Annotated in this window: 22 protein-coding genes; 3 read left to right on the forward strand and 19 right to left on the reverse strand. The window is 64.6% G+C overall.

Features of this window, described 5'->3' with window-relative positions:
* Positions 1–8: 8 nt before the first annotated feature.
* Positions 9–848 (forward strand): BKACE family enzyme, encoded by an 840-nt coding sequence (locus BKY27_RS11705; RefSeq protein ID WP_071674670.1) that lies wholly within the window; start codon positions 9–11, stop codon positions 846–848.
* 139 nt (positions 849–987) lie between these two features.
* On the opposite strand, the gene BKY27_RS11710 is transcribed toward BKY27_RS11705, so the two are convergent.
* From BKY27_RS11710 to BKY27_RS11775, 14 genes are all read right to left on the reverse strand, one after another.
* Positions 988–2,556, reverse strand: coding sequence for an acyl-CoA dehydrogenase family protein (locus BKY27_RS11710; RefSeq protein ID WP_071674671.1), 1,569 nt, complete (start codon positions 2,554–2,556; stop codon positions 988–990).
* Between the two features lie 5 nt (positions 2,557–2,561).
* The gene (locus BKY27_RS11715) at positions 2,562–3,020 is read right to left on the reverse strand and encodes a DUF3237 domain-containing protein (protein ID WP_233491825.1); all 459 of its coding nucleotides are present in this window, start codon (positions 3,018–3,020) and stop codon (positions 2,562–2,564) included.
* Complete coding sequence (locus BKY27_RS11720) at positions 3,017–3,889, reverse strand: amidohydrolase family protein (protein ID WP_071674673.1); 873 nt, start codon at positions 3,887–3,889, stop codon at positions 3,017–3,019. Before BKY27_RS11720 ends, BKY27_RS11715 begins: the two co-directional genes overlap by 4 nt.
* A 28-nt stretch (positions 3,890–3,917) precedes the next feature.
* Positions 3,918–5,732, reverse strand: coding sequence for a feruloyl-CoA synthase (locus BKY27_RS11725; protein ID WP_071674674.1), 1,815 nt, complete (start codon positions 5,730–5,732; stop codon positions 3,918–3,920).
* A gap of 4 nt (positions 5,733–5,736) precedes the next feature.
* Positions 5,737–6,216, reverse strand: coding sequence for a MarR family winged helix-turn-helix transcriptional regulator (locus tag BKY27_RS11730; RefSeq protein WP_071674675.1), 480 nt, complete (start codon positions 6,214–6,216; stop codon positions 5,737–5,739).
* Between the two features lie 4 nt (positions 6,217–6,220).
* The gene (locus BKY27_RS11735; protein WP_071674676.1) at positions 6,221–6,985 is read right to left on the reverse strand and encodes a crotonase/enoyl-CoA hydratase family protein; all 765 of its coding nucleotides are present in this window, start codon (positions 6,983–6,985) and stop codon (positions 6,221–6,223) included.
* A gap of 11 nt (positions 6,986–6,996) precedes the next feature.
* Positions 6,997–7,761 carry an SDR family NAD(P)-dependent oxidoreductase gene (locus BKY27_RS11740; protein WP_071674677.1) on the reverse strand — a complete coding sequence of 255 codons (765 nt, stop codon included), beginning with the start codon at positions 7,759–7,761 and terminating at the stop codon, positions 6,997–6,999.
* A gap of 104 nt (positions 7,762–7,865) precedes the next feature.
* Positions 7,866–9,362 (reverse strand): TRAP transporter large permease, encoded by a 1,497-nt coding sequence (locus BKY27_RS11745; protein ID WP_071674678.1) that lies wholly within the window; start codon positions 9,360–9,362, stop codon positions 7,866–7,868.
* Complete coding sequence (locus BKY27_RS11750) at positions 9,359–9,943, reverse strand: TRAP transporter small permease (protein WP_071674764.1); 585 nt, start codon at positions 9,941–9,943, stop codon at positions 9,359–9,361. The genes BKY27_RS11745 and BKY27_RS11750 overlap by 4 nt, the downstream gene beginning before the upstream one ends.
* A 68-nt stretch (positions 9,944–10,011) precedes the next feature.
* Positions 10,012–11,061, reverse strand: coding sequence for a TRAP transporter substrate-binding protein (locus BKY27_RS11755; RefSeq protein WP_071674679.1), 1,050 nt, complete (start codon positions 11,059–11,061; stop codon positions 10,012–10,014).
* A gap of 212 nt (positions 11,062–11,273) precedes the next feature.
* Positions 11,274–12,494: a 3-hydroxybenzoate 6-monooxygenase gene (locus BKY27_RS11760; RefSeq protein ID WP_071674680.1), complete on the reverse strand. Its 1,221-nt coding sequence runs from the start codon at positions 12,492–12,494 to the stop codon at positions 11,274–11,276.
* 105 nt (positions 12,495–12,599) lie between these two features.
* Entirely contained in the window at positions 12,600–13,250 is a 651-nt protein-coding gene (maiA, locus tag BKY27_RS11765) for a maleylacetoacetate isomerase (RefSeq protein WP_071674681.1), read from the reverse strand.
* Positions 13,247–13,945, reverse strand: a complete 699-nt coding sequence (locus tag BKY27_RS11770; RefSeq protein WP_071674682.1) for a fumarylacetoacetate hydrolase family protein — start codon at positions 13,943–13,945, stop codon at positions 13,247–13,249. Before BKY27_RS11770 ends, maiA begins: the two co-directional genes overlap by 4 nt.
* Positions 13,942–14,979: a cupin domain-containing protein gene (locus BKY27_RS11775; RefSeq protein ID WP_071674683.1), complete on the reverse strand. Its 1,038-nt coding sequence runs from the start codon at positions 14,977–14,979 to the stop codon at positions 13,942–13,944. Before BKY27_RS11775 ends, BKY27_RS11770 begins: the two co-directional genes overlap by 4 nt.
* Positions 14,980–15,080: 101 nt before the next feature.
* Here BKY27_RS11775 and BKY27_RS11780 point away from each other — a divergent pair, with 101 nt between their 5' ends.
* Both BKY27_RS11780 and BKY27_RS11785 read left to right on the forward strand, forming a co-directional pair.
* Positions 15,081–15,548 carry a MarR family winged helix-turn-helix transcriptional regulator gene (locus tag BKY27_RS11780; RefSeq protein ID WP_071674684.1) on the forward strand — a complete coding sequence of 156 codons (468 nt, stop codon included), beginning with the start codon at positions 15,081–15,083 and terminating at the stop codon, positions 15,546–15,548.
* Positions 15,549–15,592: 44 nt separating this feature from the next.
* A complete protein-coding gene (locus tag BKY27_RS11785) occupies positions 15,593–16,534 on the forward strand; it encodes a formylglycine-generating enzyme family protein (RefSeq protein WP_071674685.1) in 942 nt (313 codons plus the stop codon).
* A 44-nt stretch (positions 16,535–16,578) separates the two neighbouring features.
* Here BKY27_RS11785 and nadC read toward each other — a convergent pair whose 3' ends face one another.
* The 5 genes from nadC to fdhD all read right to left on the reverse strand — a co-directional run bounded on the left by nadC (position 16,579) and on the right by fdhD (position 21,200).
* Positions 16,579–17,427 (reverse strand): carboxylating nicotinate-nucleotide diphosphorylase, encoded by an 849-nt coding sequence (gene nadC / locus BKY27_RS11790; protein ID WP_407668419.1) that lies wholly within the window; start codon positions 17,425–17,427, stop codon positions 16,579–16,581.
* Positions 17,427–18,983 (reverse strand): L-aspartate oxidase, encoded by a 1,557-nt coding sequence (locus BKY27_RS11795; RefSeq protein WP_071674687.1) that lies wholly within the window; start codon positions 18,981–18,983, stop codon positions 17,427–17,429. The genes nadC and BKY27_RS11795 overlap by 1 nt, the downstream gene beginning before the upstream one ends.
* 4 nt (positions 18,984–18,987) lie before the next feature.
* Complete coding sequence (gene nadA / locus BKY27_RS11800) at positions 18,988–20,040, reverse strand: quinolinate synthase NadA (RefSeq protein ID WP_071674688.1); 1,053 nt, start codon at positions 20,038–20,040, stop codon at positions 18,988–18,990.
* Positions 20,041–20,185: 145 nt separating this feature from the next.
* A complete protein-coding gene (locus BKY27_RS11805) occupies positions 20,186–20,389 on the reverse strand; it encodes a formate dehydrogenase subunit delta (RefSeq protein WP_071674689.1) in 204 nt (67 codons plus the stop codon).
* A complete protein-coding gene (gene fdhD / locus BKY27_RS11810) occupies positions 20,379–21,200 on the reverse strand; it encodes a formate dehydrogenase accessory sulfurtransferase FdhD (protein ID WP_071674690.1) in 822 nt (273 codons plus the stop codon). The genes BKY27_RS11805 and fdhD overlap by 11 nt, the downstream gene beginning before the upstream one ends.
* Position 21,201: the final 1 nt, after the last annotated feature.

A 21,201-nucleotide genomic window follows, 5' to 3' on the forward strand; every position in this document is an offset into this window, starting at 1 on the left:
GACACGCGATGACCACCCCTTGCATCATTTGCGTGGCGATCACCGGATCGCTGCCGACGAAAGACAACAACCCGGCGGTGCCGATCACCGTCGCGGAACAGATCGAAAGCACGCAGGAGGCTTTCGAGGCGGGCGCGAGTATCGCCCATTGCCATGTGCGCAACGATGACCAGTCACCGACGAGCGACCCGGAAAAGTTCGCCCGCCTGCTGGAGGGGCTGAACACGCATTGCCCCGGCATGATCGTGCAGCTTTCGACCGGGGGCCGGTCGGGCGCGGGCAAGACGCGGGGGGGCATGTTGCCGCTTGGCCCCGATATGGCGTCGCTCTCGGTCGGGTCCAACAATTTCCCGACGCGGGTCTATGAAAACCCGCCCGACCTGGTGGAGTGGCTGGCCTCGGAGATGCGGGCGTATGACGTGAAGCCCGAGATCGAAGCCTTTGATCTGAGCCATATTTTTCAGGCCAAGGCGATGCAGGAGCGGGGTGAACTTCAGGGCACGCCCTATGTGCAATTCGTGATGGGTGTGAAGAATGCGATGCCCGTCGATCGCGAGGTGTTCGACTTCTACATCCACACCGTCAAGCGGCTCTTTGGCACGGGCGCGCCGTGGTGTGCCGCAGGGATCGGACCGAACCAGATCGTGGTGAACGAGTGGGCGGTTTCCTCTGGCGGGCATGCGCGGACCGGGCTGGAAGATAACGTGCGCATCGACCGCGACACGCTGGCGCCGTCGAATGCCGCGCTGGTGGGCCGGGTGGTGGATCTTTGCGAGAAATACGAGCGACCGGTGGCGCGCTGGCAACAGGCGCGCGAGATGCTGGGCGTGCCGCAAAAAACCGCCTGAGGGGCCGTCGCCACCCATACACCCCCTGTACACCCCCCGTACACCGGGCGTGCAGACAAATTGCGATTTCCCCGTTCCGCGCACGGCGACCCACGCGGCCCTTTCGGGCCGGGATTTTTCGACAACACTGACGTCGAGGTTAGAGCCCCATGCGCGCGGCATGTGCCGGGCCGAAGGCCATGGCCGTGGCGCGGCCATGGGCAGCGGCGCGACGCAGGCGGGCCGGGTCGGGGTGTTGATCGGCGGCGGCCTCGATGCGCGCGTAGAGCGCGGCGAGGAGGGTCTGGACGGTCAGCACCATGACATCGTGGGCCAGCGGGGCCGGGTCGGGCTGTTCCGCCAGATGGGCGCGGGCCCGATGCCAGAGCGGCAAGAGGCCAGCAGTGTCTTCCCCCGCGAGGAAGGCCTGGAACGCGTCGCCCGCCGGGCCGGGCAGCAGGCGGGTGGCGAGCATGCGTTCATGGATGCCCGTCGCGCCCTCGTAAATCGTGGTGATACGCGCGTCGCGGTAGGTCTGTTCCAATCTGTATTCGCTCAGGTAGCCGTAGCCACCAAGGATCTGGATACCCAGGTCGGCGGCCTTGATGCCGCCCTCGGTGCCCGCGACCTTGGCCACGGGGGTGAGGAAATCGACAAGCGCCGGGGCGTCGCCGCGTTCCATCGCCACGAAGGCGACGTGGCTGATCGCGCGGGTGCCGAGGGCGAGCGCGTCGATCTCGGTCAGCATGCGCTGTACATCGGCATGATCGGCGAGAACGGCGGGTGCGCCGTCCGCTTTGCGGCCCTGTGTCCGTTCGGCGGCGTAGCTGGCGGCCACATCGTAGGCGCGGGCGGCATGGGCGGTGCCTTGCAGCGCCACGTCGGCGCGGGCGTGGTTCATCATCGTGAACATGGCGGCCAGCCCCTGCCCCTCGGCCCCGATCAGCTCGGCCTCGGCGGTGTCGAAAGCCAACTGGCAAGTGGGCGAGGCGTGGAGGCCCATCTTCTCTTCGATCCGGGTCACGGTAACGGTGTTGCGGGTGCCGTCGGCCTTTGTGCAGGGACAGAGGAAGAGCGAGAGCCCCTTGACACCCTTGTCGGAGGTGCGGGCCAGAACGAGGTGCAGGATCTCCTCGCTCATGTCCTGATCGCCGCCGGAGATGAAGATCTTCTCGCCGGTGATCTGCCAGTGATCGCCCGTCTCGGTTGCGCGGCAGCGCACGCGCGACAGGTCGGACCCCGCGCCGGGTTCCGTGAGGCACATGGTGGCCAGCGTCGCGCCCGAGGCAAGCCCCGGGATGTGGCGGGCCTGCTGGTTGGGGGTGCCGAAGCGGGTCAGCACGCGGACCGCGCCGGGGACGAGGCCCGTGACCATCTGCAAGCTGTGATTGGCCCCGGAAAAGATCTCGGACGTGATGGCGAGCATCATCGCCCCCATGCCCTGGCCGCCATGCTCTTGCGGCGCGGTGAGGCCCGGCCAGCCCTGATCGGTATAGGCCTTGTAGACCGCACCGAACCCGTCGGGCATCCGCACCCGCCCGTTTTCCAGCCGGCAGCCCTGCCGGTCGCCCGGTTCATCCAAAGGCGCAATCTCGCCTTCCGCGAAGGCCGCGAAATGGGCGCCGATCTCGCGCGCCATGTCGGCGTCCCAGTCGGGGGTGCTGTCCGCGCCCGCCACATGGGTCAGCGTGAAGAGGATATCGTCCAATGGGGCGGTGAAGGGTTTCATGGCGGTTACTCCACGGCGAATAGATGCATCTCGACGCCCGAGGCGCCGCGCGCCCCGCTTCCGACGAGGATCAGGTGATTGACCCATTGATAGCGCGGGTCGCCGCTTTCCAGCCTTGCGGTGGTGTGGAAATAGTAGTCGGCGGGGTCCACGACCTCGCCCTTTGCCAGCCGCGCCATCACCTCGGGCGGGCCGTGGCGCACACCCTTGTTGACGATCTCGATCAGCGCGCCATCCTCGGTTTCCATCGCGTAGCGCGTGTCGATATCAGCGGCCCCGTCGGCAAAGATGGTCTGCCAGTCGGCGCCGAGACTGAGGATATCGCCTTCGATGCGCCCCGTGACCGTACCGCCGACAATGGGAATGATCCGCCGCTGCCCGGCGCGGCCCGGCCCCATTTCCCGCAGGGGGCCAAGCTGCACATGAAGCGTGCAGAAGGGCGTCAGGCGCGGGGCCTCCATCATTCCAGCCCCAGCAGGCGCGCGGCGTTGCCCTTGATGATGTCGGGGCGCAGCTCGTCCTTGATGGCGATCTTCTCGAAATCCGAGAGCCAGCGTTCGGGCGTGATCATCGGCCAGTCAGAGCCGAACAGCACCTTTTTCTTCAGGATCGAGTTACAGTATTTCACGAGGATGTCGGGGAAATACTTGGGCGACCAGCCGGACAGGTCGATATAGACATTGGGCTTGTGCTGGGCGACGGCAAGCGCCTCTTCCTGCCAAGGGAAACTCGGGTGGGCGAGGATGATCTTGAGGTCGGGGAAATCGACCGCCACGTCATCCATATACATCGGGTTGGAGTATTTCAGGCGCATCCCGTTGCCGCCGGGCATACCGCTGCCCACCCCGGTCTGGCCGGTGTGGAAAAGGGCAATGCCGCCCTCGTCCTCGATCGCGCGGTAGAGGTCATAGGCAATGCGGTCATTGGGGTAGAAGCCCTGCATCGTGGGGTGGAACTTGAACCCCTTGATGCCGAAGTCGCGCATCAGGCGCTTGGCTTCGCGCACACCCATCTTGCCCTTCCACGGGTCGATGGACGCGAACGGGATCAGCACGTCGGAATTTTCCGCCGCCAGTTCGGCCACTTCCTCGTTCTTGTAACGCCGGTAGCCGGTTTCGCGTTCTGCATCGACCGGGAAGATCACCGCGGCAATGTTCTGCTCGCGGTAGTGGGCGGCCGTTTCCGGCACGGTCGGGGGGTGGTCCCACGGGGCGCGGAAATATTTGGCCATGGTGGATTGCAGGTCGTCATAGCCGTCATCGGCGTGGCAACCGCAGGGTTCCTCGGCATGGGTGTGGATGTCGATGGCGCGGATCTTGGTGATATCGACCATGGTCGGTCCTCCTGTCGGGGGCAGTCGGTCAGAGCGTGACGGTGGCAGGATCGGCGTCGGTGTAGAGCCGGTCGAGCAGCTTGGCGCGGCGGGTCAGCACCTTGCGGAAGTTGAGGTTGCCCTTGGCGGTCAACTCGCCGTCGGGCATCGAGGCGGGGTCCGCCAGCACGATAGCGCGGGCCACGCGAGACGAACTGCCAGACACTTCGCGGGCGCGTTCGGCCAGACGGCGGTGCACGTCGCCAAGCAAGAGCGGGTCGGTCAGCGCGCCGTCAGCCTCGGCCAACGCATATCCTTCGGCTTTCAATTCGGCCCGGTTGGGGAAGATCATCACGCCGATCTCGGTCTTGTCGGCACCGGTGATCACCAGATCCGACGCCAGCGGCGACAGGCAGGCCAGCATGTCGATACGCAGTTGCGCCGCGCGCACCCATGTGCCGGTCAGCAGCTTGAAATCCTCGGAAATGCGGCCGTCGAACTTCATGCCCTTGTCGATGTCGTCAGGGTCGACGAAAACCATCGCGTCGCCGGTGATGAAGAAGCCCTCGTCGTCGAAGGCCTCCTTGGTTTTTGTCGGCGCGGCGAGATATCCGGGCATGATGTTGGGCCCCTTCACGCGCACTTCACAGCGCATGTCGGCATCGGGGATCAGCTTGACAGTGGTGCCGGTCATCGGCACGCCGACCACGCCCGACCGGTCGATGGGTTCTTGCTGCATCATCACGGCAGGGGCGGTTTCGGTCAGGCCCCAACTGGTGGTCATCAGGGGCACTTCGCCCTTCACCTCCATCGCCATCGCCTCGAATCCCTGCCAGACCTCTTGCGGCAACGAGGCACCGGCGTAGAAGACCAGATCGAGATCGGCGAAGAAGCGGCGGCGCAGATCGGCATCGGCCTGCATCGCCTTGAGCAACATCCCGTAGCCCACTGGCACGTTGAAGCTGAGCGTGCCGGTCATCAGCCGCAGGTTTTCCAAGGTCCGGTCAAAAAGCCCCGGCACCGGTTTGCCGTCGTCGATGTAGAAGCTGCCGCCATTGGCGAGCATCATGTTGAAATTGTGCGAGCCGCCAAAGACGTGGTTCCACGGCAGCCAGTCCACGATCACCGGCGGGCGGGCGCGCAGGAAGGGCAGCGAGTCAGCCAGTTGGGTCTGGTTCACGCACATCATGCCCTGCGTCGTCAGCACCCCCTTGGGCGAGGAGGTGGAGCCGGAGGTCATCAGGATCTTGACCACTGTCTCGGGCGTCACGGCATCGAAGGCCGCGTCCACGTCGATCGAGTCGCCCGACAGCAGGGCATCGAAGGCGGTCACGCCGGGGCGGCCATGGGGGTGGCTGGCGACGATCTCGATCCCGTCCAGCGCTTCCAGTGCCAGAGCCTCGCCATATTGATCGGCATCGACCACATAGGCCAGTTTCGGGCGCACAAGCTCGATGGCGTGGCGCAGGCGGCCATGGGCGCCATGGATCAGAGAATACTGCTCGGCCACCGGGACCGTAGGAATGCCCGCGTATTGCCCGGCCAGCGACAGCAGTCCGTGATCGACGCCGTTGCCCGACATGATCAGGATGGGCGTGTCGTTGCCGAGGCCGCGCGCCAGCAGGCTGGCGGCCAGCGCCCGGACCTTTTGCAACGCCGAGGCGTAGCTTTCGGATCGCCAGCCCGCGCCAGAGCGTTCAGCGAGGAAGACGCGGTCCGGCGCCTCTGCCGCCCACCTGTGCAGCCAGTCGCCGGTGCGGCGCGCAACGGGGCCAAGCGGGTAGCCCGAGCCAAGCAGGATCGTGCCATCGGCGCGGGTCTGGCGCGTGACCTTGTGGGGCAGGAAATTCGACGTGCGTTTCATGGGATTACTCCTCCGATCCCCGAAGCTCGATCTGTGAAAGCGCCCGGACCACCTCTTTGATTTCGGGCGGAGCGAGGCCGGCAAGCAAACGTGCCTCGTGGGCTTTGACCGCCGCGATGGCCTTGTCGCAAAGCTGGCGTCCGGCAAGGGTTGGCATCAGCGCATAGGCGCGGCGGTCTGTCGGGACTTTCTCGCGCAGGATCAGGTCGCGGCGTTCCAGCTCGTCGATGATGACGACAAGGTTGGGTCGTTCGACATCCATCGCGGTGGCCAGTTGGGATTGGCGCAGGCCCGGATTGTCGACGATCAGCACCAGCGCCGAATAGGTCACCATGCGCAGATCGAAGGGGCGCAGCGTCTTGGCCAGATCGCCCTGAATCACGTTCATGGCGCGCTTGACGTGGTAGCCGACGAACTGGCGCAGGGTGTCGTCGCTGACATGCTCGACCACGGGCGGGGCGTCTTGTTGCCTGGGTTTGGTCATGGGATCAGCCGAATTTCGGCGCGCGCTTTTCAAGGAAGGCTTGCAGACCCTCCAAGGCGTGCGGGCTGGTCTGGGTAAGCGCGGCGCAGAGGCTTTCGGTGAAAAGCCCGTCGGCCTTGGACATATCTTCGATGCGGGAAATCGCCTGGATCATGATGTAGTTGGACAGCGGCGCGTTGGACGCGATTTGTGCGGCAAGCTTGCGCGCCAGCGGCAGCGCCTCGCCCTGCCCCACGCTGTAATGCGTGAGTCCGAGCGCCAGCCCCTCGTCGGCGCCGTATTTACGGCCCGTCAACATCATCTCGACCATGCGGTCGGCACCAAGGATGCGCCCCACCCGCACCGATGCGCCGCCGCCGACGTAGATGCCGCGCTTGCCCTCGGGCAGTTGGAAGATGGCGGAGGGTTCGGCGATGCGCACATGGGTCGACGTGGCCAGTTCCAGCCCGCCGCCGATCACCGCGCCGAACATGGCCGAGACCACCGGCAGCCCGCCATACTGGATCTTGTCCATGATCGTGTGCCAGCCGCGAGAATGCCGCATGGTGCCTTCGGCGTCGCGCTGCTTGTGTTCGGCCAGGTCGAGACCCGAGCAATAATGCCCCTCGGTGCCGGTCAGGATGGCCACCTTCACCTCTGCCGGGGGCTTGGAAAAGAAGGCGTCAATCGCTTCCAGCAACTCGTCGCACATGGCGTTACGCTTGCCGGGGCGGTTCATGGTGAGGGTGGCAATGCCGTCCTCGACCTCGATTTTCAGGATATCGGACATGGGCGGACCTTTTAACGCGGGGGCAGCCGGACCGCGCCGTCGAGGCGGATCGTGGTGCCGTTGAGATAAGGGTTCTCGATGATCTGGGCGGCCATCAGCGCGTATTCCTGCGGCTGGCCGAGGCGGGCCGGGAACGGGATGTTGGCGGTGATCTGTGCGGTAACGTCCTCGGGCAGGCCCTCCATCATCGGGGTGTGGAACAGCCCCGGCGCGATGGACATGACACGAATGCCTGAACGCGCGAATTCCCGCGCGGCGGGCAGGCACATGGACGCAATCGCCCCTTTCGAGGCCGCGTAGGCCGCTTGGCCAAGCTGCCCGTCCTGATACGCGACGGATGCGGTGTTGATGATCACCCCGCGTTCGCCGGTGTCGGTCGGGTCGAGCTCGGCCATCAGGCGGGCGGCATGGCTCATCATGTAATAGGTGCCGAAGAGGTTCACGCGCAGGGTCTTTTCGAACACGTCGAAGGACATCTTGCCTTCGCGCCCGACGATGCGGGCGGCCATGCCGACCCCGGCGCAGCTGACGGCGATGCGGGGGGGCGAGCCGAGTTCCTTGGCTGCGCCTTCGACAGCGGCGCCAACGGCGGCCTCGTCGCTGACGTCCACCGGGCAGGCAATGCCGCCGATGTCCTTGGCCACGGCCTGTGCGCGGTCAGCGTCAAAGTCGAGGATCGCCACCTTGGCCCCCTGCCCTGCAAGATGCCGCGCGGTCGCGGCGCCAAGGCCCGAGCCACCGCCGGTGACCAGCGCCACCTGACCCTGAATGAGCATGTCGATTCCTCCCTTTCCGTCTTCTGTATAATAGTTATAATTCATAACTATTAGAGACGCAAGAACCCCCGGCGCACCGGGGGGTCTGAATTTACAGGTCTTGCCTAGATTGGCAGCGCAAAGAGCGTGATCGCCGGGAACAGCACGAGGATGACCACGCGCACGATGTCCGAAGTCACGAAATACATCACCGCCTTGTAGGTCTCGACGATCGGCGTTTCCTTGTCCATCGCGTTGATAATGAACAGGTTCATGCCAACGGGCGGCGTGATCAGGCCCACTTCCACCACGATCAGCACGAGGATACCGAACCAGATCGCCGTCATGGTCGTGGTGACGTCTTCCAACTGGTATTCCGTCACCGGGCGCATCCCCAGATCGCGGAACTGGTCACGGGTCAACTCGGTGCCCGCCGCCAAGAGATCCTGCGCCTGTCGTATCAACTCTGGCGCCGCATCCAACCCCTGGACGATCGCCGCATCCAGACGGGCGGATTGCAGCGAGATCATGTCAACCAACCCGAAATCCAGCGCCGAGATGACGGGAAAGAAGATCGGGATCGTCAACAGGATCATCGACAGCGAGTCCATCAGGCAGCCGAAGACGAGGTAGAAGACAAGGATCAGCGCCAGCACGATCCACGGGCTGAACCCTTGTTCCAGCACGAAGGCAGACAGGGTCTGCGGCACCTGCGTCAGCGCGAGGAAGCCGTTATAGAGATGCGCGCCAAGGACGATGAAGAAAATCATGGCCGAACCGATGGCCGTGGCGATGATGCTCTCGCGGAACACCTTCCATGTCAGCGTGCCGTTGAAGAAGGCGATCAGACCGGTGCCGAAGGCCCCGACCGATGCGCCTTCGGTCGGCGTGAACCAGCCAAGGTAGATGCCGCCCACGACCAGCCCGAAGACAAGGATCACCGGCCAGACGTCGATCATGGCGCGGACTCGCTCGGACATCGGAACCGCCGGGCGGGTGCCTGCCGAGTCGGGATTGACCCGGACATAGATCGAGATGGTTATGATGTATCCCAAGGCCGCCAGAACCCCCGGCACGATGGCCGCGAGGAAGAGCGAGGCGATGTTCTGCTCGGTCAGGATCGCGTAGATCACGAGGATGACCGAGGGCGGGATCAAAATGCCGAGCGTGCCGCCCGCGGCAAGCGTCGCGGTGGAAAAGCCGCCGGAATAGCCGTAGCGCTTGAGTTCCGGCAGGGCGACCCGGCCCATGGTGGCGGCCGTGGCCAACGACGAGCCGCAGATCGCGCCAAATCCCGCACAGGCCCCGACGGCGGCCATGGCGACCCCACCCCGGCGATGGCCAAGCCAGCTTTCCGCCGCCTTGAACAGCGACGTGGACATGCCCGACAGCGTAGCAAACTGCCCCATCAACAGGAACATCGGCACGATCGACAGCGAGTAGCTGGAAAAGGTCGTGTAGGTTTCCGTCTTGAGCCGCGCAAGGAACATGGAGGGCGTTCCCGTGGCCAGCCACAGCCCGCCGGTTCCGGCAAGAAACATGGCAAGGCCGATCGGCATACGCAGGAAGATCAGCAGAAGAAGGGCGGGAAAGGACCAGAGCCCAAGTTCGAACATGCTCAATGGACCGCCCCCCCGGAGCCCGGCAGAATGGCGCGGCCGCTGACCAGCTCGATTACGCGGGACGCGGCGCAGTAAACCCCGACCAACGAGGTCGCGACTGCGGCGATGAAGCTGGCGCCATAAGCCCACCAGACAGGATATTGCAGCAGGAAAGACGTCTGCCCGTTTTCATATTTGTCCATCGTGCCCACGAACAGTTGAACGGTGATCAGGATCAGGACAGCCGTGAGGGTGATCTCCCACAGGGCCTGAAGGAATTTGTTGATGCCACCGGGCATCATCGAGGTGAAGACATCCACCGAGGCGTGCCCGCCATAAAGCTGGCAGATCGGCAGGAAGCAGAAGATCACGAAAGCGATGCTGGACTCGACCACTTCGAAATCGCCCTCGATGGGGCCGACACCGGTGCCGATCAGCCAATCGGCGAAACCGCTGGCGACGCTGTGCAGCCAGTCGGAATTGCCAAGCGTGTTCAGCCCGCGCCCCAGGACGCTGATGAACACGAGGATCACGATGATCGTCAGAATCATGCCGCCAAGCACGGCCATACCGCGGGACAGCCGGTCCACGAGATTGGGCATCTCATCCCCCATCAATTGCGGAAATCAAATGGCCCCTGCGCCATCTGCGGGCGCAGGGGCCGTCTGAATCAAGCGCTGTAATCAGCGATCAGCGCGCGGGCCTCGGCCAAGAGGCCGGTGCCGTCCATGCCGGCTTCGTCCATTTCGGCGACCCATGCATCGATGGTCGGCTGGGCCGCCTCGCGCCACATGTCCACCTCTTCCGGGGTCAGCTCGATGATGTTGTTGCCGCGATCCACGGCCTGCTGGCGCGGGCCTGCATCGTATTCCTGCATCGTGGCCCCGGCCCATTCGGACAGGTCGGCGCCCGAGTTGGCGTCGATCACCGCTTGCAGGTCGGCGGGCAGCGCATCGTAGGATTCCTGATGCATCCCGAAGATGAAACTGGTGGTATAAAGCGACGCGCCCGGGAACTCGGTGTGGTTTTCCACAAGTTCCTGCACGCGCAGGATACCCACGACTTCCCACGGGATCACGGTCGCATCGACCACGCCGCGCGACAGCGCCTCGGGGATCGCCGGAACCGGCATACCGACAGTGGTCGCGCCGAGGTTCGAGAACATCTGGTTGGTCACGCGGGTCGGCGCGCGCAGCTTGACCCCGCTGAGGTCGTCAGGCGTGCGGATCGGATCGGCCGAGTGAATCAGGCCGGGGCCGTGCACCCAGACGGCAATCGGCTTGAAGGCCGCGAAATCGGCATCCATCATGTGACGCTCTGCCATCGTCCAATAGGCGCGGCTGGTCGGGCCTGCGGTGGTCATCATGAAGGGCAGTTCAAAAACCTCGGTCCGCGGGAAGCGGCCGGGAGTATAGCCCGCCACGGTCCACACCACGTCGGCGATGCCGTCAATGGCCTGGTCGATCAGGTCGGGCGGCGTGCCGCCGAGCTGCATGGAGGGGTAGCGTTCCACGGTGATGCGGCCGCCGGATTCTTCTTCGATGGTGTCTGCCCAGACATCCAGAACATGCGCCGGAACGTTGGCTTGCGCGGGCAGGAACTGGTGCAAGCGCAGGGTGAATTCGCTGGCGCTGGCTGCCTTGGGCAGAATGCTGGCACCGATGACGGCGACACCGGCCGCACCTGTGCCTTGGATCAGTTGGCGACGAGAAATGGTCATGTGGTTTCCTCCCTTGTGACCGATAGCGTAGCCCCATTTTTTATCGGCGCCACGTGATTCTCCCTTTCGGGGTCATCTTCTCACGGCATATAGGTATTAGACATAACTATTTCTGTCCATACCTTTCCGAGCCACCCTCGCGGCCCGAAATACCGTTTCAAATAAAACGACCAACCGTTCGGTAACTCAATATTCTCTCTCGCGCAACATGTCTATTCGACAACGCGGCGCATGGTCTCGGTCGAGACCGCCCCATCCAGCCCGGTCGAGCCGTAAAGCCAGGCGATCATGTCATACCATTCCTCAGGGCTGCGCGCGCTCATCACCGCGTTGCGCAGGTCCGCATGGGCACCGGACGCGTGGTAGATATGGTCGCCGATCTCGCGTGATTGCAGCTGGATGCGGGCGGTCCGCAGGCGGCGCATGTCCTGATAGGCAGGCAGCGCCCGGTCGATATCGCCCGAACAGGCCTCCATCTGGTGGGCCAGCGCCACGGCATCCTCCATCGCCATGCAAGCGCCTTGGGCAAAGTATTGCAACTGCGGATGTGCGGCGTCGCCAAGCAGCACCACGCGCCCGTCCTGCCAATTCATCACCGGGTCGCGGTCGCACAGAACCCACAGTTTCCAGTCCTTGCCCTTCTCGATGATCTGCCGGGCGACCGGGTTCACATGTTCGAACCCCCGGCGCACCTCGTCATGGCTGACAGGTTTGCCCGCCACCGGTTCCGCCGCATCATTGTGATAGGTCACCACGAGGTTAAAGAGCTTCCAGCCCGACAGTGGATAGTGAACGATATGGCATTTCGGCCCGGCCCAAAGGGTGGCCGCGTTCCAGCGCAGATCCTCGGGCATGTCCTCGACCGGGATCACGCTGCGATAGGTGGTGTGGCCCGACACGCGCGGTTTGCCGTCCCCTACCACCCGGTTGCGGATGTTGGACCACAGGCCATCGGCCCCGATCAACGCACGGCCCGCGACACGCTCGCCATTGGCAAGCACAGCGGTCACGCCGCTGTCGTCCTGCTCGTAATCTTCGACGGCGGCGTTGGTGCGCAGCTCTACCAGGTCATGATCCCGGCAGGCGCGCAGAAACACACCGTGCAGATCGCCGCGATGGACCACCGCATAAGGGTTGCCGAAGCGCGTGCGAAAGGCGTCATCCAGCGGAATGCGGGTGATTTCATGGCCGCTCATGGCATCCATCAGGCGCAGGTTGTCGATATAGACCGCCATGTTTCGGGCCGCGTCGCCGACGCCCAGATAATCAAAGGCATGAAACGCATTGGGGCCAAGCTGAATGCCCGCACCGATTTCTCCCAGTTCCGGTGCTTTTTCCAGCACCAGCGAGCGGATGCCCTTTTGCGCTAGGCCGATGGCTGTCGCCAGCCCGCCAATTCCGCCGCCTGCGATGATGATCCTGTCTTGTGCCATTTGGCGCACTCCTTTTCGAAGCATGACTGTCCTGATCGCCCGCGTGACCGACACGTGGGCGAGGCGTTTCCGGTTCGGGAAACTCACAATGGGTTGGGCGGGACCCTACGGTTCCGCGTCGGGTTGCAGGCCGGGGGCCGCGTCGGCGAAGGCGGGCAGCGCCTGACAGGCGTCATAGACCGCGTTCACCCGTGTCAGGTGGCTGATACCAAGCTTGAAGCGCGCTGCCGAAAAGACCTGCGGAACAAGGCAGATATCGGCCAGCCCCGGCGTGTCGCCAAAGCAGAACGCGCCGCCGTGGGTCTGTTTGGCCAGCAGCGCCTCGCACGCGGTCAAGCCATCCCCGATCCAGCATTGACACCAGGCGTCCTTCACCGCCTGATCGGCGCCGAGATTCTGTTCCAGATAGTCCAAAACGCGCAGATTTTGCAGCGGATGCACATCGCAGGCGATGACCTGCGCAAAAGCCCGGATCTGCGCGCGAAGATCTTTACAGGCGGGCAGCAGCGCGGGATCCGGATAGGTCTCATCCAGCCATTCGACGATGGCCAGCGATTGCGTCAGCACCAGCCCATCCGCCTCCAGCGCGGGCACCAGCTTCTGAGGGTTCAATTCCCGGAAGGCATGGCTTTTGTGTTCCCCGCCGCCCCGGCGCAGATGCACCGAGGTAAAGTCATGCGCCACGCCCTTGAGATTGAGCGCTATGCGCAACCGATAGGCAGAGGAGCTGCGGAAATAGCCGTGGACGTGGATCATTCCGGCGCGCCGATGGTCAGGGCAATCGGGTCCAGCCCGTCGATACCACCGGTGATCTTGTCGCCCGCCACGACCGGGCCAACGCCCGCGGGCGTGCCGGTCATGATCACGTCACCGGGCGCGAGGTGGTAGAATTTGGACAGGTCGGCAATGACTTCGGCCACGCCGTGAATCATGTCCGACAAGCGGGCGTCTTGCTTGATCTCGCCGTTCACCTCCAGATGGATGCGCTGCGGCCCGATCTGGCCAACCTTGCCCGCCGTGGTCAGCGGTGACAGCACGGCAGACCCTTCCACATCCTTGCCCAGATCCCACGGGCGGCGCTTGTCCTTGCCCGCCTGCTGCAAATCGCGCCGGGTCATGTCCAGCCCGCAGCCATAGGCATAGATCGCCTCGGCCGCGTCATCGACACTGACGCGAAAGGCCGGTTTCCCGATCACCATCACCAGTTCCATCTCGTAGTGCAGGTTGCTGGTGCCCGGCGGGTAGGTCAGCGTCGATCCGCTGGCCAGCACCGCTTGCGGCGACTTGGTGAAGTAGAACGGCGCTTCGCGGTCGACCTCGACCCCCATTTCGGCGGCATGGGCGGCGTAGTTGCGGCCCACGCAGAAGATGCGGTGCACCGGGTATTCGGCGGCTTCGCCTTTTACCGGAATGGACTGAACCTTGGGTGTGTCGAAAAGATAGTCGGTCATCGGGCGCGTTCCTCGTAATATCCTAGTTTGTCTTGCAAGGGCCGGTCGTGGACACGCACAAGGTAGGCGTCTTCCTCGGCGGCCAGCGTGATTTCGGCAAAGACCGGGGCGGTGAAGGTATCCTTCGGGCCGAACGTGATTGTTTCGCCGTTGATGGTGGCAATGCCGCGGCCCTTGATGACATGGAACGCGGCAGAGGACGAGCGCAAGGGGGGGCGATCCGCCTGCCCCGCCCCGATCCGCATGGCGGTGAAGCCCATCGTCGGCAGCACATCGGCGCCGGTTTCGGGGTTCACGTAATCCAGCTCAGCCAAGCCGCCATCGGTATAGGCGGCCATTTCGGTCAGCGCGGCCTCGGTCCGGCCCCATGGATACCGCATCATCGGGTAGCGGCGCGCCGCACCGCCCAATTTGCGCGACGGCGCAAGGCCGGATGACAGGTATTCAACCTGACTCGCATCCGGGCGGTTGCGCTGCGCCTGAAGCGGGCCTTCGGTCGCATAGGAGCCTTCGAGGTAATAGAACAACGGCAGGTCGAGCGCGTCGAGCCAAACCACCGGCTCGGTCCCCTCGTGTCCGTGATCGTGCCATTCGCCGCCGGGGGTCAGAACCAGATCGCCCTCTTCCATCGGCAGCTTTTCCCCGTCCACCACGGTGTAGCCGCCCTTGCCCTCGACCACGATACGCACGGCGGATGGCGTGTGCACATGGGCGGGCGCGGTTTCACCCGGCAGCAGCAATTGCAACCCCAGATAAATCGAGGCGGTCGCCTGCATGGCCCCTGCCCCACGACCGGGGTCGGACAGCACCAGAACCCGGCGCTCGGCCTTTTCCACCGGGGTCAGGGCGCCCGCGCGGTGCAACAGCGGCCGGATTGCCTGATAGTTCCAGTAGCCCGGACGCGTCACGGGCCTGGGCGCCCCATGCGGCAAGACGTTGCGCATCATCGGCCACAGCGGCGCGACCCCGGCCGCAGTCATGTCATCGCGGTAGTCCTGCGGAAGCTCTTCCAACGTTCCCAGTTGCTCTGCCATGCGGTCCTCCCTTGGAATCGATGTTAGTCAGTATGCTGATTATTAGTATGCTTGTCAAACCGTCCCGACTCTGCGAGTTTCAAACAGGATGGGAGGGCGGCATGGTCGAAATCTACAACATGGCCGGGCACTTGATCCGGCGCCTCAACCAGATCTCGGTCGCGGTCTTCGCCGACCACATGGCCGCGCTCGGGGTAGAACTGACGCCGGTCCAATTCGCGGCCCTTTCGGCCATCGACACCCGGCCCGGCATCGCGCAGGCAGAGTTGGCCGGGACCATCGCCTATGATCAGACAACGCTTGGTGGCGTCATCGACCGGCTCCAGCAAAAGGGCCTTGTGCAGCGCGAAATCAGCCCGACCGACCGCCGCGCGCGGGTTCTGACGGTCACCGGGCCGGGCCGGGCCCTGCTGGACCGGATTCGCCCCGAGGTCCGGGCGCTACAGGACGATATCCTGTCGGGGCTGGACGAGGGGGAAAAGGATCACCTCTTGCGGCTGCTGAAGAAGACCACGGATGCCGGTAACGACAAGAGCCGCGCACCTCTGAGCCCCCGGAAAACCCGCTAGACGGCGGGGGTCTGCCAACTTAGACCTGTGTGGCAAGAGGCCCCATGACTGACACTTTGAATTCCTGTTGTAGCCCCAAGCGTAACGGCCAGACCTTACCCGCGCCCGCAGCCATCGACAGGCCCGGCGTCACCGATCCGGGCCGCGATGAAAGCGTCGTTATTCCCGGCGGGGTGGCTTTGGTCGGCACCGACAGGCCCGACATCCCGGTCGATGCCGAAGGGCCGCTCAGGAAAAGGAAGATCAAGCCCTTTCGCATAGACGCCACCGCCGTCACCAATGCCCGCTTTGCGCGCTTCGTGGCCGCAACCGGCTATGTGACCGAGGCCGAGCGGTTTGGAAATTCCTTCGTGTTCCACAGCTTCCTGCCACCAGATGCTCCGCCCACCCATGGCGTTGTCGGCTCCGAATGGTGGCGCATGGTCGAGGCGGCGCATTGGCGCCAGCCGCACGGCCCGCTGGTGCCCGAGGCCTATCACGACGACCACCCGGCAGTGCAGATCAGCTGGGCCGACGCCACCGCTTTTGCCGCATGGGCGGGCGGGCGCCTGCCGACCGAGGTCGAATGGGAACATGCCGCGCGCGGGGGCCTTGGCGATGTGCGCTTTCCATGGGGCGATCAGGAACCCGACGACAGCGATTTTCTGCCCTGCAACATCTGGCAAGGTCCGTTTCCACGGCACAACACCGGGGCCGACGGTTTCGTCGCCACCGCCCCCGCGCGGTCCTTCGCGCCAAATGGCTACGGCCTATACAACATGGTGGGCAATGTCTGGGAATGGACATCGGAACCGTTCCGTGTGCGCTCGCTCAAGAAAGCGGCGCAACGCGCGCATCAGGGCAAAGCGGGCTACAAGTTGCAAAAGGGCGGCTCGTTCCTGTGCCATATCTCTTATTGCTATCGCTACAGGATAGCCGCCCGGCACGGCAATGCCCCCGACACCGGCACGCCGCATCAGGGAATGCGGCTGGTCTATGACATGTGACGAAACCTCGAAAAATCCTCTGAAAGATTTTCGCTGCGCGGCCTTCAGAAATCGAGGCCGAGGTCCAGCGTCCGCGCCGAATGGGTGAGCGCGCCCGATGAAATGTAGTCTACCCCGGTCGCCGCAACTTCCGCGATGCGGGGCAATGTCATGTTCCCCGACGCCTCGGTCATCAGGCGCCCGCCCACCATCCGCACCGCCTCGGCCAACGTCGCGGTGTCCATGTTGTCGAGCAGCACCACGTCGGCCCCGCCCACCTCCAGAACCTCGGTCAGTTGGTCGAGGCGATCCACCTCGATCTCGACCCGCATCATGTGGCTGGCGGTTGCCTTGGCCGCCTCCAACACCGCGCGCACGCCACCTGCTGCGGCGATATGATTATCTTTTATAAGAATGGCGTCCGATAGGCTGAACCGATGGTTGAAGCCGCCGCCATGCAGAACCGCCTGTTTTTCCAAAATCCGAAGCCCCGGCGTCGTCTTGCGGGTGCAGGTGATCCGCGTCGCGGTGCCAGTGGTCTCGGCGACGAACTGCGATGTCAGCGTTGCAATACCCGAAAGACGGCCTGCGAAATTCAGCGCCACGCGCTCGCCCGAAAGGATCGAGGCGGCGCTGCCCTTGATCGTCATAAGCGTGTCACCCGGTTGGCAGGGCGCGCCATCGGGCGTCACAGTCTCGACCAGCAAGGACGGATCGACCAGATGAAAGGCCAGCCGCGCGATCTGCATACCCGAGACGACGCCTGCGGCCCGCGCGTTCAACCGCGCGTCGTAGGTCACATCCGCCGGAATGACCGCCCGCGTGGTCACGTCGCCATAGGTGCCGAGATCTTCCATCAGGGCCGACCGCACCAGCGGCTCAAGGATCAGGTCGGGCAAAGGAGCGTGCAGCATCATGGGGCCTCGTTCAACACGGACTCGCGCAGGACCATCGCCTCGGACAGGGTCATCCGGGTGCGGTGCGCAAGGTCGGGGGTCGGATTCGGAAAATCGTCGCGGTAATGGCCGCCCCGGCTTTCCTCGCGCGCCAGTGCGGCAGCAGCGATGAGCGTGGCCGTCGCGGTCATGTTGCGAAAGATGGGATCAGCGGCGTGTTCGGTTTCGAGACGCGCAATGGTGCGAAGGGCGGTTTTCAGCCCTTGGCCCGTGCGCCGCACGCCGACATGGGCGGTCATGGTCTGGCGCAGTTCAGCCACGGCGGCGGGGTCCGGGGCTGCGCCGCACTCGGGGAAGGTCAATGAAACCTCAGTCGCGTCTGCGAACGGCACGGTTTCGGCAATGTCCTGCCCGGCGTTGCGGGCATAGACCAGGGCCTCCAACAACCCGTTCGAGGCCAGCCGGTTTGCGCCATGCAGTCCCGTGGACGACGCCTCGCCCGCCACCCAGAGCCCCTTTAGGCTGCTGCGCCCATGGTCATCGGCTGCAACGCCGCCCATATGGTAGTGGGCGGCAACGGCCACCGGGATCGGGTCCGCCACCGGGTCGATCCCGGCCCGCGCGCAGGTTTCGGCCACGGCAGGAAAGGCTGTCAGCACCTCGGCCCCGAGGGCTGCGCGCGTATCGAGCATCGGGCGGCGGCCCGCCTGCGTCTCGGCAAAGATCGCGCGGGCCACGATGTCGCGCGGGGCCAGTTCAGCGTCAGGATGCACGTCCAGCATGAAGCGTTTGCCGTCGCTGTTGATCAGCACCGCCCCCTCACCGCGCAGCGCCTCGGTCGCCAAGGGGGCCGGGTCTTCGCCAATGTCAAACGCGGTCGGGTGGAATTGCACGAATTCGGGATCGCCCATCACGGCCCCGGCCCGTGCAGCCATGCCAATCACCTGCCCGCGAATGCGCGGCGGGTTGGTGGTATGGGCATAAAGCCCGCCAGAGCCACCGCCAGCCAACAGCACGGCGGGCGTTGTGACCAATACGTCGCCCGTCTGACGGGTGGCAGACCGCAGCCAGACGCCGGTGACGCGGCCATCTTCGGTCTCCAACCCTGTCGCCAGAGCGCCCTCCAACACCTGAACCGACGGCGTGGCGCGCAGGGCGGCAATCAGGGTTTCCATGATCTGCTTGCCCGCCTGATCACCCTGCACCCGCACCACGCGCGGGGCGGAATGGGCTGCCTCGCGGCTCATTACGTAGCCGCCATCCGCATCGCGGTCGAAGGGCGTGCCAAGCGTCGTCAGGTCCAGAATATGCTCGCGCGCCACGCGGGTGACCATGGCGGCGACGTCCTTATCCACCGTGCCCGCCCCGGCGCGCACCGTGTCTGCGGCATGGGCCTCGGGGCTGTCGCTGTCGGCCATCGCGGCGGCCACGCCGCCTTGGGCCCAAGCGGAACTGGCCCCCTCACCAAGGGCTTCAGGCGAGACCATCAGGACCGGGCGCGGTGCCAGCTCCAATGCCGCGTAGAGCGCGGCCAGACCCGCGCCGACGATGACAATCCTGTCGGTCTGGATCACTGGGTCAGATCCCCAACTGCCGGGACAGGTCGATCATGCGCTGCACCGCCAGCCGTGCTTTTACGGCCACCTCTTCCTCCACCACAACCTCGGGGTTGAGGGTGTGCAGCGACCAAAGCACCTTTTCCAGCGTGATCTTTTTCATGTAGGGGCACATGTTGCAGGGGCCGACGAACTCCACCTCGGGCAACGCATCGGCGATGTTCGAAGCCATCGAACATTCTGTGACCAGCATCGCGTGCTTGGGCTTTTCGCGCGTCACATAGTCGATGATGCCGCTGGTCGAGCCGGAAAAGTCCGACGCATCGACCACCGAGGGCGGGCATTCGGGATGGGCGATGATGCGGGTGTCTGGGTGCCACTCGCGGAAGCTGTTGATATCCTCGGCCGTATACTGCTCGTGCACGATGCACGACCCTTCCCACCAGACCACGTTTTTCTGCGGCACTTCGCGGGCAACGTTCTGGGCCAGATACTGGTCTGGCGTCATGATCACGGTCTTGCTGTCCATCGCCGCCACGATCTGCGCGGCATTGGACGAGGTGCAACAGATATCGGAGGCAGCTTTTACCTCGGCGGTGGTGTTGACATAGGACACGACCGGCGCGCCGGGATATTTCGCGCGCATTTCCGCGATACCGGCGGCGGTGATGCTCTCGGCCAGCGAACAGCCCGCGTCCATGTCGGGCATCAGCACGGTCTTTTCGGGGCTGAGGATCTTGGAGGTCTCGGCCATGAAATGCACGCCGCATTGCACGATCACATCGGCGTCGGTCTTGGTCGCCTCGATCGCCAATTGCAGACTGTCGCCCACGAAATCGGCCACGCCATGATAGATGTCGGGCGTCATGTAGTTATGGGCGAGGATGACCGCGTTTCGTTTCGCCTTGAGGCTGTTGATCGCGGCGACATAGGGCGCGTGAATGGCCCAATCCACCGGTGACACGACACGATCCATGCGGGCATAGATCTCGGCCATTTCGGCGGCGAGATCGGGGTTGGGCGCGAGGTCATAGGCCTCGGCCAGCGAAGAACGCATGGTGACAAGATCGAACATCGGGCCCTCCCGGGGTGGTCCAATTCCAGACAACGGGTGGCGCCTTCTTTCATGACGCGTGGGCAGCTTCAAGCACTAGCGGCATCGCAAAATGTCCGCTTTGAACGGTTTTGCCTGCGCTTCCGGTTCGATCGGAAAGGTCGGGTCAGATCTTTTGTGCAGCCGACAGCACCAGATCGTCCAGCCCTTCTCCGCCATCCGAGACGTAGGACAAAAGCTGTTCACGCATCCGGGGATCCCAGAAATCCCGAAGGTGGGCAGCCACCTTGTCGGACTGGTCTGGACCCGGCTGGGTCTTGAAGAAGGTTGCGATCTGGTTGGCCATGCGGACCATCTTGTCAGGGGACATCGGGCGCCTCGGTGATGATGCGATGTGGATGGGAATAAAGGTCGAAACCGCCGCCGCGCGCAAAGGCGGCAATGGTCAGCCCCGCCGCCTCGGCGAGGCGAAGGGCATGGGCCGTGGGGGCGGATACCGCGATCAGCATCGGGCAGCCCGCGACGGCGGCCTTCTGCACAAGCTCGACCGACACACGGCTGGTCAGGACGAATGCTCCGGTCGCGGGGTCGATCCCGGTGCGCGCAAGCGCCCCGATCAGTTTGTCGAGCGCGTTGTGGCGGCCCACATCCTCGCGCGCCGTCACGATGCCCTGCCCCGGCACCAGAAACCCCGCCGCGTGAACGGCACGGGTCTGGTCGTGCAAGGGCTGTTGCGCCCGCAGCATGTCGGTCGCGTTGGCGACCTCTGCCGCTGCAATGCGCAGCTCATCGTCGTCGATACGGGGCAGATCGCGCGTGGCCTCTTCGAGGCTGTCGATCCCGCACAGGCCGCAGCCCACCGGCCCCGCCATCTTGCGCCGACGCGACTCCAGCGCCTTGGCGCGGTCACCGGTCAGCCAGAAGCGCGCTTCCAGCCCGGCCGCGTGCTCGACGAGGTCAAACTCTTCGATCTGGTCGAGCGTCTCGATAAACCCTTCGCTCAGCGAAAACCCGTAGGCGAAATCGGCCAGATCGCCGGGGCTTGCCATCATCACGGCCTGCGTGGTGCCGTCATAGACGACCGCAACCGGCACCTCTTCGGGCAGGTTGCGGCGGACGGCCAGTTGACCGTCCGCCTGGACCGAAAGGCCCGGCAGGCTGCGCGAGGGCGCGAAGGGCATG

The sequence above is a fragment of the Nioella nitratireducens genome, assembly GCF_001879715.1.
Classification (GTDB): domain Bacteria; phylum Pseudomonadota; class Alphaproteobacteria; order Rhodobacterales; family Rhodobacteraceae; genus Nioella; species Nioella nitratireducens.